This is a genomic window from Sorangium sp. So ce375, from assembly GCF_051473855.1.
Classification (GTDB): domain Bacteria; phylum Myxococcota_A; class Polyangia; order Polyangiales; family Polyangiaceae; genus Sorangium.
In genome coordinates, this window is record NZ_CP150335.1 from 11,685,761 (window position 1) to 11,701,370 (window position 15,610).

Consider the following 15,610-nt stretch of genomic DNA (forward strand, 5'->3'; position numbering starts at 1 on the left):
GGCGTCAGTCCAAGGCTTCCAGGATGGAGTCCAGCTCGTCCGACGCGAGCGCGACGTCCGTGAAGTCCGACGGCGTGTAGCCGCCGGCGTCCGGTGACAGGCAGTGCGCGATCAGCTCTCTCAGCGCGTCGCGCCACAGCGCGCTGACCGCCGCGACGGTCTCCTGCCGGTACCGCGCGGCGCTGTAACGGAAGGTCGCCTCGAGCCGGCCGTCGTACACGGCCGCGTCGATCTCGATCTCGTATGCGAGCGGGCTGCGCGGGTCGTGCTCGGCGCCGGGCGACTCCGCGGCCAGAGAGAACCGCGCGCCGGCGCCGACCACCTGATCCCACTGGCCCAGGTAGTTGAACGCGATGCCCGGCGTCGGCAGGCGGCGCAGCCCTTCGGCGATCGCCCCCGCGCCCAGCTCCCGCACCGCGCCGTAGGGGAGGCCGCGCCGCGGGACGCGGCGGAGCTGCTCCTTCACCGCCTTGAGCACGTCGCCCGGCGCCGCGTCCTTCGCGACGTCGAGCAGCACCGGGTAGGCGCTCGTGAACCAGCCGACGGTGCGCGACAGGTCCAGCTCGTCGCCGTCGAGCGCCTCGCGCCCGTGGCCTTCGACCTCGATCGCCGTCACGCTCTGCCCGGTCCACCGCGCGAGCGAGAGGGCCAGCCCGGCCAGCAAGACCTCGTCGATGCGCGTCCGGTACGCGTCCGACACGGCCTCCAGCAGCGACCGCGTCTCGGCCCCGCTCAGGCCCGCCTTGAGCGTGGCCATGGCCGTCTCCGCGCGATCTCCCGCCGGCGTGTCGACAGGCAGCGGCGCCGCCCGGTCCCAGGGCAGCCCGAGCCAGAAGGCCGCTTCGTCCTGGAGGGTGGCCCCCTGCGCGGCGTCCTCCAGGCGCTCTGCCCACCGCTTGAACGAGGTGGTCCGCTCGGGCAGCTGCACCGGCGCCCCGCGGCGGGCCTGATCGTAGGCGCTCTGGAGATCGTCGAGGAGGATCCGCCACGACACGCCGTCGACGACCAGGTGGTGCGCGGCCAGCAAGAGCCGCGCGGGCCGGCCGGCGCCCAGGTCGAAGCCGACGACGCGGAGCACCGGCCCCGTCGTCAGGTCCAGGCTGGCCTGCCACCGGGACGCGTGCGCCTCGATGGCCCGCGGCTGATCGGCCTCGGGCACCCGGGTGAGGTCCGCCCGGTGCGCGACGATCTCGGGCTCGTCGGGCGCCTGCGTCTGGCGCCACCCGCCGCCCTCGGGCACGTAGCGCAGCCGCAGGGCGTCGTGGTGGTGCACGAGCGCCTGCACCGCCGCCTGCAGGGCCGGCCAGTCGAGCGGCTCATCGACCGCGAGCAGGAGCGCCTGGTTCCAGTGGTGGGGGTTCGGCAGATCGCGCGCGAAGAACCGCCGCTGGATCGGGGTCAGCGGGACGTCGCCCGTCGCCGGCTCGTCCCCGGCCGCCGCGGCCGAGGCCACGCCCACGACGGCCGCGAGCTCCGCGACGGTCTGGTGCTGGAACATCTGGCGCGCCGTCAGGCGCAGGCCCGCCTGCTTCGCGCGGGACACGACCTGGAGGCTCAGGATCGAGTCGCCGCCGAGCTCGAAGAAGTTGTCGTCGCGGCCGACGCGCTCGCGGCCGAGCACCGCGGCCCAGATCTGCGCGAGCGCTGCCTCGACGTCCGTGGCGAGAGCGGCGTCCTGCGCCGCGGCAGGTGACGCTCCTCCCGCGCCGAGAGGCGGCGCCGCCTCGAGGGCCGCGTCTGCAGGCGCCGCCGCCTCGAGGGCCGCATCCGCAGGCGCCGCCGCCTCGGACAGCGCCGGGGCCGGCGGCTCGGGCAGCGGCAGCTCGCCGAGCCGCGCGGTCGGCCGCGCCACGACCGCCGAGAGCAGCGCGCGGAGGTCGTCCGCCATGCGGCGGATCGTGCGCTCCTCGAAGAGCTCCGTGCTGTACTCGAACGAGCCGCTCAGCCCTTCCGGCGCGGTCGCCATGTGGAGCGACAGGTCGAACTGGGCGCTGCCCGGATCCACGTCGACGGGCCGGAGCTCGAGGTCGGCGAGCGGCAGCGCGCGCCGCGACGCCTCCTGGAGCGAGAACATCACCTGGAACAGCGGCGTGCTCCCGAGATCCCGCGCTGGCCGGAGCGCCTTCACGAGCTGCTCGAACGGCAGGTCCTGGTGCGCCTGCGCGGCCAGCACCTCTTCCCGCGTCCGCGCGAGGAGCTCCGTGAAGCGCGGGTCCCCCGCGAGGTCCGCCCGCAGCACGAGCGTGTTGACGAAGAGCCCGATGAGCCCCTCGAGCTCGACGCGCGTGCGGCCCGCGACCGGCGTCCCGACGCACAGGTCCGTCTGGCCGCTCCGCTGCGCGAGCAGCGCCTGGAACGCGGTAAGGAGCAGCATGAACGTGGTGACGCCCTGGCCGCGGGCGAGCGCGCCGAGCTCGGCGGAGAGCTCGCGCGGGAGCTCGAAGTCGAGGCGGGCGCCCCGGTAGGAGCGCGCGGCGGGGCGCGGCTTGTCGGTGGGCAGCCGCAGGACGGGCGGCTCCGCGGAGAGCCGCTGCCGGAAGTACGCGAGCTGCTTGTCGAGCGCCGCGCCCGCGAGCCACGCGCGCTGCCAGCCGGCGTAGTCGCCGTACTGGATCGGGAGCGACGGGAGCGCCGCGGCGCGCCCCTCCGCGTCGGCGGCGTAGAGCTCCGCCACCTCGCGGACGAGCACGTTCATCGACCACCCGTCCGACACGATGTGGTGGACGACGACGAGCAGGACGTGCTCGCGCTCCCCGAGCCGCGCCAGCGTGATCCGGAGCAACGGCCCGCCGCGGAGGTCGAAGGGGCGGCTGGCCTCCTCCTCGATCCGCCGCAGCGCCTCGGCCTCGCGCGCCTCCTCGGGCGCGACGCGGAGGTCCACGATCGAGAGCGTCACCGGCTGCTCGGCGTGGATGACCGCCACCGCCCGGCCGTCGCGCTCCTCGAACGTGGCGCGCAGCGACTCGTGGCGGCGGACCACCGCGGCGAAGCTGCGCTCGAGGCGGGCCACGTCGAGCGGCCCGAGCAGGCGCACCGCCGCCGGGATGTTGTACGACGCCGCGGTCTCCTCGAGCTGCGCGATGAACCACAGGCGCTCCTGGGCGAAGGAGAGCGGCGGCGGGCCGCTCCGCGGCGCGGCGAGGAGCGGCGGCGCCGGCGGGGCCAGCGGTCCGCGCCGCGCCGTCTCGACGGCGCGCGCCTGGGCGGCCACCGTCGGCGTCTCGAAGAGCGCGCGGAGCGGGAGCTCGACGTCGAGCACGCGGCGCACGCGCGACAGGACCTGCGTCAGCAGCAGCGAGTGGCCGCCGAGGTCGAAGAACGAGTCCTCGACGGACACCCGCTCCACGCCCAGCACCTCGGCCCAGATCCCGGCGAGCAGCTCCTCGGTCGCGGTGCGCGGCGCGACGTGGCTGCGCGCGTCGCCGGTCTCGGGGGCGGGGAGCTCGCGCCGATCCACCTTGCCGTTCGCCGTGCGGGGGAGCGCCGGCAGGAACACGAAGGCCTGCGGCACCATGTACTCGGGCAGGCGCTCCGCGAGCCACGCGCGCAGCGCCTCCGAGGCCGGCGCTTGAGCGCCTGCGGCCACGTCAGCGCCTGCGGCCACGTCAGCGCCTGCGGCCACGTCAGCGCCTGCGGCCACGTCAGCGCCTGCGGCCACGTCAGCGCCTGCGGCCACGTCAGCGCAGGCGGCCGCGTAGGCGACGAGCCGCCGCACGCCCGGCCGGTCCTCGCGGACGAGCGCCGCGGCCTCCTTCACGGCGGGGTGCTCGGCGAGCCGCGCCTCGATCTCGCCGAGCTCGATGCGGTAGCCCCGCAGCTTGACCTGGTGATCCCGCCGGCCGACGAACTCGATCGTGCCGTCGTCGCGGTAGCGACCGAGATCCCCGGTCCTGTAGAGCCGGCGCCCCGGCGCCTGGCTGAAGGGATCGGGGAGGAACGCGGCGGCGGTCCGCCCCGGCTCGCCCAGGTAGCCGCGCCCGACGCCGATGCCGCCCACGTAGAGCTCGCCGGTCACGCCGACCGGCGACGGGACGAGCAGGTGATCCAGCACGTAGAGCCTGAAGCCGTCCACCGGCCGCCCGATCGGGACCTGCGCCTCGTGCGCCGCGGGCGGGGCCGTGATCGCGTGCAGCGCCACGTCGTCCGAGCACTCCGCGGGCCCGTAGGCGTTCATGAGGGGCACCGCCGGGTAGCGGTCGAGCCACGCCCGGGCGAGCGCCGCGGGGAGCGCCTCGCCGGTCGGCAGGATCCAGCGCAGCCGCGCGAGGGCCGGCGGCGCGGCGTGCTCCAGGGCCGCGTCCAGCATGCCCTGGAGCACGGCGGGGACGAGCTCGGCGACGGCGATCCCGCGGCGCTCGACGTGCTCGAGCAGGCGGGCCGGATCGCGCGTGATCTCGTCGGGCACGATGTCGACCGTGCCGCCGAAGAGCAGGGCCGTGAGGAACTGCCAGACCGAGATGTCGAAGCACGGCGACGCCGTCTGCGCGATGACGTCGCCCGCCGTGAGGCCGAGCCGCGGGATCTTGCTCAGCATGTTGTTGAGCATCCCGCGCCGCTCGACCATCGCGCCCTTCGGCACGCCGGTGGAGCCGCTCGTGTAGATGACGTAGGCGAGGTGCCCCGGCCCGCCGCGCTCCTCAGGGTCCTCGTTAGACGAGGCCTCGTCGAGGGCGCCCTCGATGGTCGCGATCGCCGGCCGGCGCGCCTCGGGCAGCAAAGAAATGGCTCTTTCCAAAGCGCCGCGGTGCCTGTCGCGCGTCATGACGACGCGGGGCTCGCTCGACGCGAGGATCTGCGCCACGCGCTCGGCCGGGTAGGTGGGGTCGATCGGCACGTACGCCCCGCCGGCCTTGAACACGGCGAGGATCATGGTGAGCAGCGGGATGCCCCGGTCGTCGAGCAGCGCCACCCGCTCTTCGGGGCCGACGCCGCGCGCGAGCAGCGCGTGCGCCGCGCGGTTCGCGTCGCGGTTCAACGCGGCGTAGGTCAGCCGCCGATCCGCGGAGGACACGGCGATGGCGTCGGGCGTCCGCGCGACCTGGGCGTGGAAGCGCGCGGCGTAGGACGAGAGATCCTCCGGGGGCGGGGGCGTCGTGTTCCACGCGACGAGCGCCTGTTGCCGCTCGGCCGGCGTGAGGAGCGGCAGTTCGCCGAGGCGCGCGTCGGGGCGCGCGGCCATGCCCTCGAGGAGCGCGCGGAGGTGCCCGAGCAGCCGCGCGGCGAGCTCGGGCCGGACGCGCGACCGGTCGTACGAGAGCTTGAGGGGCAGCTCCACGTCGGGCCACGACATGATGGTGAGCGGGTAATTCGTGTGGACGCGGTCGCGGACGTCCTCGACCCGGAAGACGATCCGCCCCTCGCGGAGCGCGGGGTCGACAGGCGCGTTCTCGAACACGAAGAGGCTCTGGAACAGCGGCTGTCCGCGCTCGATCTCGCTCCAGCGCTGGATGTCCACGAGCGGCGTGTGCTCGTGCTGCCGCAGCCCGAGGTTCTGATCGAGCAGCGCGGCGAGCCACGGCAAGAGGGGCTTGTCCGCGGGGACGGGAACGCGCAGCGGCAGCGTGTTGATGAAGAGGCCCAGGATGGACTCGACCCCTGGCAGCTCCGGGGGACGCCCGGCGACGGTGACGCCGAAGAGCACCTCGGGCTCGCCGCTGTAATGGCTGAGCAGCAGGGCCCAGGCGCCCTGCACGATCGTGTTGAGCGTGAGGCGATGGCGCTGGACGAGCGCGCGCAGCGCGGCCGAGGGCTCCGCGCCGAGCCGGACCGTGAGGTCGTCGATCTCGCCGTGATCCGCGGCCGCCGGGCCGTCGGAGCGCTCCTCGAACCCGAGCGGCGTCGGGGCCCCGAAGCCCTCGAGGGCGCCCCGCCAGAACGCCTCTGCGGCCTGGGCATCCCGCCGCCCGAGCCAGTCGATGTAATCGCGGTAGGGGCGCGCGGGCGGAGGGCGCGACGCGTCGCCCCGGACAAGCGCCTCGTAGTGAGCGAGGAAGTCCATCACCAGGAGCGACGTGCACCACTCGTCGAGGAGGATGTGATGGAAGCTGTGAACGAGCTCGTGAGTCCGGTCGCCCAGCCGGATAAGGCGGATGCGCATCACAGGCGCCTTGCCGAAGTCGAGCCCTCGGTCGAGCTCGTCGCGGAGCTCCTCGGCGATGCGCGCCTCCTGGGCTTCCCCGGTGAGGCCCCGGTAGTCGAGCAGCTCGAACGGCAGCTCCACGCTCCTGTGGACGACCTGGAGCGGGCGCTTCTGGCTCCTCCAGACGAAGGAGGTGCGCAGGATCGCGTGCCGCGCCACCACCTCTCGCCAGCCCCGCTCGAACGCGTCGAGCTGCAGATCGCCCTCGATGCGATAGCGGTTCTGCATGAGGTAGACGCCCGAGGAGGGGCGGAGGAGCGTGTGGAACAGCATCCCCTCCTGCATGGGTGAGAGGGGATAGACGCTTTCGATGTTGGCGGAGGGATCAGGCTTTGTAGACACGGTTCACCTTTGGAGCTCGTCCAGCAGATCGCTCCACTCTTCCGCGGAGAGGCCGGCGTCAGGGGGCTCGGGGGCGGGCGGCGGCGCGGGCGGGGCCTCGATGGGCGGGGCCGCCACGGTCAGCCGCGCCGCGGCCTCGGCCACGGTCGGGTGCTCGAACAGCAGCTTGGGTGAGAGGTGCAGCCCGCGCTGGGCGGCGCGCGCGATGACCTGCAACGTGACGATCGAGTCGCCGCCCAGCTCGAAGAAGTTGTCCTCGACGCCGATCTGCGGGCGGTGCAGCACCTCCGCCCAGACCTCCGCGAGGATCCGCTCCGCCTCGGTCCGGGGCGCGACGTAGGGGCGATGGCCGAGCCCCGCCGCCTCCGGCGCCGGCAGGGCGCGGCGGTCGACCTTGCCGTTCGGGGAGAGCGGCAGTCGCTCCAGCGCGACGATCGGCGAAGGCACCATGTAGGCCGGGAGCGCCTCGCCCACCCACGCGCGCAGCGCCTCCGGCTCGGGCGCCGACCCGTCGCGGCCGGCGACATAGGCGACGAGGCGCTTGCCGCCGTGGGCCTCGTCGCGCGCGACAACGACGGCCTCGCCGACGCCGGGGTGCTGGAGCAGGCGCGCCTCGATCTCGCCGAGCTCCACGCGCAGGCCGCGGATCTTCACCTGGTGATCGAGGCGGCCGAGGAACTCGATGGCTCCGTCGGGCCTGTGGCGCGCGAGATCCCCTGTCCGGTACAGCCGCCCGCCGGGCGCGGACCCGAACGGATCGGGCACGAAGCGCTCGGCGGTCAGCGCGGGCCGCTCGTGATAGCCGCGCGCGAGCCCGACGCCGCCGATGTGGAGCTCCCCGGCGACGCCCACCGGCACCGGCTGCCCGTGGCGATCGAGCAGGTAGATCTGCGTGTTGGCGATCGGGTGTCCGATGGGCACCGAGGCCGAGGTGTCGTCCCGCCGGCACGCCCAGGAGGTCACATCGATGGATGCCTCGGTCGGGCCATAGAGGTTGTGGAGCTCGGCACCCAGCCGCTCGAAGAACCGCCGCGCGAGCTCTGAGGGCAGCGCCTCGCCGCTGCAGATCACCCGCCGCAGCGAGACGCACGACGGCGCCCCGGGCGTCTCCAGGAACGCCTGGAGCATGGGCGGGACGAAGTGCAGCGTTGTCACGCCGTGCCGTGTGATCAGCTCCACGAGCCGCTCGCCGTCGCGGTGGTCGCCGGGCCTGGCGACGACGAGGCCGGCGCCGGTCATGAGGGGCCAGAAGAACTCCCAGACCGAGACATCGAAGCTGAAGGGCGTCTTCTGCAGCACCCGGTCTCGCGCGGTGAGCCCGTAGCGCTCCTGCATCCACTGCAGCCGGTTGAGCAGGCCACGGTGGCTGTTGCCGGCGCCCTTGGGCCGCCCGGTCGAGCCCGAGGTGTAGATTGTGTAAGCGAGGTTGTCCGGCGACACCGGCACCGCGAGGTTGCCTGTCGGCTCCCTGTCGATCTCGGCGCGGTCCGTGTCCAGGCAGAGCACCTCGGCGCGGTGCGCTGGCAGGCGCGACGCGACGGGCCACTGGCTCAGGAGCACCGGCGCTCCCGCGTCCTCGAGCATGAAGGCGATGCGATCGGCGGGATACTCCGGGTCGATCGGCACGTACGCCCCGCCCGCCTTCAGGATGCCGAGCAGCCCGACGACCATCTCGACCGAGCGCTCCGCCGCGATGGCCACGAGCCCGTCCGGCCCGACCCCGCGCCGCCGCAGCGCGTGCGCCATCTGATTGGCACGCTCGTTCAGCGCTCGATAGCTCAGCCGCTTCTCGTCGAAGATCACGGCCACGGCGTCCGGCGTCCGCTCGGCCTGCGCCTCGAAGAGCTCGTGCACACGCAGGTCGTCCGGATACGCGCGCTCCGTCGCGTTCCACGCGGCCACCACGCGTCTGGACTCCAGATCACCGAGGAGCGACAGGTCGCCGACCCGGGCCTCGGGACGGCCGATGATCTGCCGGAGCGCCCCTTCCACGAGGGCGAGCAGGCGGGAGGCGCCTTCGTCATCGAAGCGCCGCCGGTCGTACGCGAGGCGCAGCTCCAGCCTTTGCCCCGGCAGGATGGTCAGGGTGAGCGGGTAGTTTGTCTGGTCCGCGAACGCGACGTCGCGGACGCCGAGCCCGGGCAACCCCTGCTGCGCGCGGGGGTCGGTGGGATAGTTCTCGAAGACAAGGAGGCTCTCGAACAGCGGCTGTCCCGCCGGGACCACGCTGAAGGCCCGCGCCTGCGCGAGCGGCGTGTGCTCGTGCTGGCCCAGCTCGGTCGTCGTGCGCAGGAGATCGCGCAGCCAGTCCGCGACGGTGGCCGCCTGCGGCACGGCCACGCGCAGCGGCAGCGTGTTGATGAAGAGCCCCACCATGGACTCGATCCCGGCCAGCGGAGCCGAGCGCCCGGCCATCGTGACGCCGAAGAGCACGTCGTCGGTCCGCGCGGTCCGGCTGAGCAGCAGCGCCCAGGCGGCCTGGACGAGCGTGCTCGACGTCACGTGGTGCTGCTGCGCGAAGCGCGAGAGGCGCGCCGTGACCGGCTCCGGCAGCGAGACGGTCCTCGTCCCCTGTCCGCTCGCCTCTTCGACCGGCGCCGGCGCCGCCCGCTCCAGCGGCAACGGCGTCGCCGCGCCGAACCCCGCCAGCGCGCCCCGCCAGAACGGCTCCTCGGCGCTCGCGTCCCGCTCGCGCAGCCAGGCGATGTACTCGCGGTAACGCCTTCGGGCCGGCAACGCGACCGCGCGGCCGGCGCGCAGGGCGTCGTACGCGGAGAAGGCGTCCTGCAGCACGAGGGCCGCCGACCACCCGTCGAGGAGGAGGTGGTGATGGCTCCAGAGCACGAGGTGGACGTCGTCCTCCACGCGCAGGAGCGAGAGGCGCATCAGCGGGCCCCGGGCCAGATCGAAGCCCCGCGCGCGGTCGGACTCGAGGCGAGCAGCCACCCGCGCGCGTTGCTCTTCCGCGTCCCCGCCGCGCCAGTCCTCGACCTCGATCTCCACCGCCGCCGCCGCGCCGGCGCGCCGCACGACCTGGAGCGGCTCGTCGGCCCCCTGCCAGACGAAGGTCGTGCGCAGGACGCCGTGGTGCTGCGCCACGGCCTCCCAGGCCCGGCGGAAGGCGTCGGTGTCGAGCGCTCCGAGCAGCCGGCAGGTCACCTGCTCGACGTAGACGCCGGTGCCGGGCTCCCACAGGCTGTGGAACAGCAGCCCCTGCTGGAGCGCGCTGAGCGGCATCACGTCCTCCACGTCGCGGCCCGGCCCGAGCAGGCGGTCGAGCGTGGGCTGGTCGAGCCGCGCCAGGGGGAAGTCCGACGGCGTGCACCCTCCCGCGCCGGGCTCGAGGCAGCGGGCGACCAGGGCGCGAAGCCGCGCCGCGAAGTCCTCGCTCAGCCGCTGGATCGTCTCCGGTCGAAGGCGAGCGCCGCTGTAGCTCCACGTGACCCGGAGGCGCCCGCCGACGACGGCGGCGTCGACCTCCAGCTCGTAGCCCCGCGGCGCCCGCGGATCGCGCTCCGCCCCGAGGTCTTCCTCGGCGAGGGCGAAGAGCGGGCTCGCCGCGAGCAGATCGTCCCACTGCCCCAGGTAGTTGAAGCTCACCGCGGGCGCCGGCTGGCCCGAGAGCCGCGCGCCGCGCTCGCCCTCGCTCAGGGTGCGGAGCAGGCCGTAGGTGGCCCCGCGGCGCGACGCGCCGCGGAGCTGCTCCTTCACCGCCTTGAGCGCCTGATCCAACGCGGCGTCGGGCTGGACCTCCAGCCGTACGGGGTAGAGGCTCGTGAACCACCCCACCGTGCGAGAGACATCCACGTCGCCGAGCGCGTCGCGCCCGTGGCCTTCCATGTCGACGAGCACCGCGGCGTCCCCCGTCCACCGCGCGAGCGCTCCGGCGAGGGCCGTGAGCAGCAGCTCGTCGACCCGTGTCCGGTACGCGGACGTCGCCGCGAGCAGCGCGCGGGTCTCGCCCTCGTCCAGGCGATCCGTGCGGCGGACCGTGTCTCCCTCGAGCCCGGCGCCGCCCGGATCGTCCGCCGGGAGCTGCGGCGTCGGCCGCGCGGCGGCGATCCACGCGTCCGCGTGCCGCGCCACCTCGTCGGACTGGGCGTGCGCCTGCAGGCGCCGGGCCCAGGACGCGAAGCCGGTCGTCCTCTCGGGGAGCCGGATCTCCTCGCCGGCCGCGCGCTGCTGGTACGCCGCCTGGAGATCCTCGAGCAGGATCCGCCAGGAGACAGCGTCCACGACGAGGTGATGGGCGGCGAGCAGCATCCGGCCGCGGCGTGTTGAGCCCAGGTCGAAGAGCACCGCGCAGAGGAGCGGCCCGTCGGTCAGGTGGAGCCGCGCCTGCCACTGCCCTGCCGCGCGCGAGAGCGCCGCCGCCTGCTCCGCTTCCGGGACCTCCGAGAGGTCCACCCGCGCGACCGCCGCGCCGGCCGCGCGCCCGTGGCGCTGCCGCCACGCGCCGCCCTCGCGCGTGAACCGCAGCCGGAGCGCCTCGTGGTGCTCCGCCACCGCCGCGACCGCGGCCTCGAGCGCCTCCGGCGCCACCGCCGCCCGCAGCTCCAGCAGCACGGACTGGTTCCAGTGGTGCGGCGTTTCCCCGACGTGCTCGAAGAACCAGCGCTGGATGGGCGTGAGCGGCACGTCGCCGTCGATCGGCTCCGCGGCCGCGCTCGTGGCGGAGGCCGCCTCGGCCACCGCGGCCAGCTCGGCGACGGTCTGGTGCTGGAAGATCTGCCGCGGCGCGATCGACAGCCCCGCCGCGCGCGCGCGCGCCACCACCTGGAGCGCCAGGATCGAGTCGCCTCCCAGCTCGAAGAAGTTCTCGCGGACGCCGACCGCGGCCCGGCCGAGGAGCTCCGCCCAGATCCCCGCGAGGGCCGCCTCGGCCTGCGTCCGCGGGGTCGCGGCGTCGCCCGCGCCCTCCACGGCGGGCGCCGGCAGCGCGCGCCTGTCGATCTTGCCCTGCGCCGTGCGCGGCAGCTCGTCCAGCAGGACGAAGGCCGACGGCACCATGTAGTCGGGCACCTGCTCCCTCAGCGCCCGCCGGAGCTGCTCCGGGGCCACGCCCTCACCGGCGGCGACGTACGCGACGAGCCGGCGATCCTCCGGCCGATCCTCGCGCACGACAACGACCACCCCGCGCACGCCGGGCTGCTCGGCGAGCCGCGCCTCGATCTCGCCGAGCTCGATCCGGAAGCCGCGGAGCTTCACCTGGTGGTCCACGCGCCCTGCGAACTCGAGCTGCCCGTCCGCACGCCACCGCGCCCGGTCGCCGGTCCGGTACATCCGCTCGCCGGGCCGATCCGCGAACGGGTCGGGCACGAAGCGCTCCGCGGTTAACGCCGGCCGCGCCCAGTAGCCGCGCGCGAGCCCCTGACCTCCGAGGTACAGCTCGCCCACGACGCCCACCGGCGCCGGCAGCCCCGCGACATCCAGCACGTAGGCCCGCGCGCCCGCGATCGGCCGGCCGATGGGGACCGCCGTCTCGCGCCCCGCGCCCGCGCCGGCGTCGGCGCTCGCCGCCGTCAGGTCGCAGGCGGTCGCGACCACCGTGGCCTCGGTCGGCCCGTAGGTGTTGACAAGGCGCACCCGGGTCGGCACCGACGCCCGCCAGGCGCTCACGCGCTCGGGCAGCGCCGCCTCGCCGCCGACGATGACGAGCCGGAGGCCGGGCGGCAGGGCGAAGCCCCCGTCGCGCGCGACCTCCGCGGCCACGCGGTGCCAGTACATGGTCGGCAGGTCCAGCACCGTCACGCCCCACGCCCCGCACGCCTCGAGGAACGAGGCGACGGACGCCAGCATCTCCTCGGTGCGCAGCACCAGCGCGGCGCCTCGCGTGAGGCAGGGGAAGATCTCCTCGGCGCTGGCGTCGAAGCTCAGCGACGCGAACTGCAGCACCCGGTCCGACGGCGCGATCTCGTAGAGCGCCGCCGCGGTGTCGACGAAGCCCGCGAGCGCCCGGTGAGGGACGACGACGCCCTTGGGCACGCCCGTCGATCCGGACGTGTACAGGATGTACGCGGCCTGCTCCGGCGCCGGCTCCCCCGCCGGCGGCGCCTCCGGCTCGCCAGCCACGCAAGCCCAGCGTGGATCGAGGCGGATCAGCGCGAGATCGCGGCTCTCCACCGCGCCGTCCACCGCGTCCTCCCCGGTCACCACCGCGCGGACGCCGGCGTCCGCGATCATCGCGGCGATCCGCTCCCGCGGCGTCGAGGGATCGATCGGGATGTACGCCCCACCGGCCTTGAGCACCCCGAGCACGGCGGCGACCATCTCGATCGAGCGAGGCAGGCAGATGCCCACGCGGACCTCGGGCCCCACGCCGAGCCGCTGCAGCCGCTGCGCGAGCTGGTTCGCCCTCCGGTCGAGCTCTCCGTACGTGATCGACCGCCCCTCCTGGACGACGGCCACGGCCGAGGGCGCGAGCGCCGCCCGCGCCTCGAAGCCCCTGTGCACGGCGCGCGGCGCGCGGTCCGGCGCCGCGGCCACGCCCCAGCCGAGCACGCGCCGCTGCTCCTCCGGCGCGAGCAGGGGCAGCTCGGACAGCCGCGCCTCCGGGTTCGCCGCGGCGCCCGCGAGCAGCCGCTCGAGGTGCGCGGTCAGCCGCTCGATCGTGCCTCGATCGAAGAGATCCGTGTCGTACTCGAACGCCCCGGCGATGCCGCCGTCGTCGACGGCCATCTCGAGGGACAGATCGAGCTGGGCCCCGCCCGCGTCCAGGTCGAGGAGGCGCACGCCGAACCCCGGGATCTCGGGGGCCTCCCGGAGCGCGGGCTGGAGCGCGAAGAGCACCTGGCAGAGCGGCGCGTGGCTCAGATCCCGCGCCGGGCGCAGGGCCTCCACGACCTGATCGAACGGCGCCTCCTGGTGCGCCTGCGCCTCCCGGACGGTCTCGTTCACCCGCGAGAGCAGCGCCAAGAACCGGGGATCGCCGCCGAGATCGGTGCGCAGCACGACGGTGTTGGCGAAGCAGCCCACGACCCCTTCCAGCTCGGCCCGGCTCCGGTTCGTCACCGGCGTGCCCACGCTGAGGTCGAGCGCGCCCGTGATGCGCGCGAGGAGGGCCTTGAACCCTGCCACGAGCACCGCGTAGAGCGTCGTCTCCTCCCGCCGCGCCAGCGCGCGCAGCGCGTCGGCGAGCGCCGCGGGCAGCCGGAACGAGTGCCGCGCCCCGCGGTAGCACTGCATCGCCGGCCGGGGCCGATCGGTCGGCAGCTCCAGCAGCGCTTCCTGGCCGGCCAGCCGCCGGGTCCAGTAGGCGAGCTGGGCTTTCAGCGCGCCCGACTCCAGGCGCTGGCGCTGCCAGTGGGCGAAGTCCGCGTACTGCAGCGGCAGCTCCGGCAGCGGGGAGGGCCGGCCTCCCGCGAACGCCGTGTACAGCGCGGCGAACTCCTGCAGGACGAGGCCCGTGGACCACCCGTCGAAGACGATGTGATGGACGACCCAGACGAGGACGTGCTCGTCCTCCCTCATCCTGAGGAGCAGGAGCCGGAGCAGCGGGCCGCTCGCGAGATCGAAGGGGCGCCGCGCCTCGCGCTCGATCAGGCGCCGGCCCTCCGCGTCGCGCTGCGGCTCGGGGAGCCCGGTGAGGTCCACGCGCGGGACCCGCGCCGCGCCCTCCGGCCGGATCACCTGCGACGGCTGGCCGTCGATGACGTCGAACGTCGTGCGCAGGACCTCGTGACGGCGCACGATCTCGGCCACGCACCGGTCCACGAGGCCAGCGTCGAGCGACCCGGTGAGCCGCACGGCGGCGGCCAGGTTGTACGAGGCGCTGTCGGGCTCGAGCTGGGCCAAGAACCAGAGCCGCTCCTGCGCGAAGCTCATCGGGAAAACGAAGACGTCATCGCTCATGAAAGAACCTCAGAGGGCCTTGGCCCCGTAGGGCTCGGCCATCGCCACAAGGACCTTGCGCGGGCCCCGGAACGGCGCGCGCCCGTGGGCGACCCGCATGTTGTCGACGAGCAACACGTCCCCTTGCTGCCAGGGGAACTCCACGGCGAGCTGCCTGTGGACGTCGCGGATCTCGTCGAGGACCGCGCCCTCGATGGGCGAGCCGTCGCCGTAAAACGCATTGCGGGGCAGCTCGTCCTCGGAGAAGACCGCGAGGAGCGCCTCTCGCACCGAGGGCTCCAGGCTGGAGACGTGGAACAGGTGAGCCTGGTTGAACCACACCACATCGCCGGTGCGCGGGTGCGTGGCCACGGCCTGGCACACCTCCCGTGTGCGCAGCTCGCCGTCGGCCTTCCACTCGCACGTTATCCCGCGCTGGCGGCAGAGGCGCTCGACCTCGGCCCGGTCGGTCGTGCCGAAGACCTTCTGCCAGGGCACGTCGAGCCCGCCGCCGTAATTGCGGACGTACATCACCTTCTTGGCCGTGAACCGCTCTCGGATCCGGGCAGGGATGCGCCGGAGCACCTCGCGGCTGTCCGCGAGCGGCGTGCTGCCCCCCTCGGGCGCGGCCTCCGCGCAGTGGAACCAGATCTTCAGGGGCCACTCGCGCGTGTACGACTGCTCGTTGTGGAGCGGGATGTGCTGGTGCGCCGGGTACTCTGTCGACGTGTAGATGCGACTCTGCAGGTGAGAGCGCGGCGTCGACCCGAACGTGTAATCCAGCAGATCCGGCGTGACGAGCTTCACGAAGGCCTCGAAGTCGGCCAGCCCGCGGACCGGGAACCCGCGGAACAGCACCGCTCCGCGCGACGTCAACTCGGCTTCCGCGCACGCCCGGATGGCCGCCGCGAACGTTGTTGAGACGTCGCCGCGCCGGAGCGGGCTCACGACGAGCGGCAGCGCGGCGCCGGGGAAGCTGGACCGCGCGAGCCCATCGGCCTCGCCCCGCGCCCCCGCGGGCGACACGGCGTCGAGCGAGCTCACGACGACCGGCCCGCCTGCGCCGCCATCTGCTTGCGCAGGCTCAGCGGCCGCATATCGGTCCAGACCTCCTTGATGTGCTCGAGGCACTCCGCCTTGGTGCCGGCTTTGCCCGCGTCCCGCCATCCGAGCGGGTTCTCGCGGTACTCGGGCCAGATCGAATACTGCTCCTCGTGGTTCACGACGACTTTGTAAATTGTGCTGTCTTCCTGTTCCTCGTTCGCCATGTCTTCCTCCGTTCGAGATGGGATGAGCGGT

At 74.3% G+C, this 15,610-nt stretch carries 4 protein-coding genes; all 4 read right to left on the reverse strand.

Annotated elements, in window-relative coordinates:
- Positions 1 to 4: 4 nt before the first annotated feature.
- The 4 genes from WME90_RS43495 to WME90_RS43510 are packed head-to-tail and all read right to left on the reverse strand — an operon-like array spanning position 5 to position 15,579.
- Positions 5 to 6,481 carry an amino acid adenylation domain-containing protein gene (locus tag WME90_RS43495; RefSeq protein WP_437277987.1) on the reverse strand — a complete coding sequence of 2,159 codons (6,477 nt, stop codon included), beginning with the start codon at positions 6,479 to 6,481 and terminating at the stop codon, positions 5 to 7.
- Between the two features lie 3 nt (positions 6,482 to 6,484).
- Complete coding sequence (locus WME90_RS43500; protein WP_437277988.1) at positions 6,485 to 14,332, reverse strand: amino acid adenylation domain-containing protein; 7,848 nt, start codon at positions 14,330 to 14,332, stop codon at positions 6,485 to 6,487.
- 9 nt (positions 14,333 to 14,341) lie between these two features.
- Positions 14,342 to 15,355 (reverse strand): TauD/TfdA family dioxygenase, encoded by a 1,014-nt coding sequence (locus tag WME90_RS43505; protein ID WP_437277989.1) that lies wholly within the window; start codon positions 15,353 to 15,355, stop codon positions 14,342 to 14,344.
- Positions 15,352 to 15,579: an MbtH family protein gene (locus tag WME90_RS43510; RefSeq protein WP_437277990.1), complete on the reverse strand. Its 228-nt coding sequence runs from the start codon at positions 15,577 to 15,579 to the stop codon at positions 15,352 to 15,354. The genes WME90_RS43505 and WME90_RS43510 overlap by 4 nt, the downstream gene beginning before the upstream one ends.
- Positions 15,580 to 15,610 lie beyond the last annotated feature (31 nt).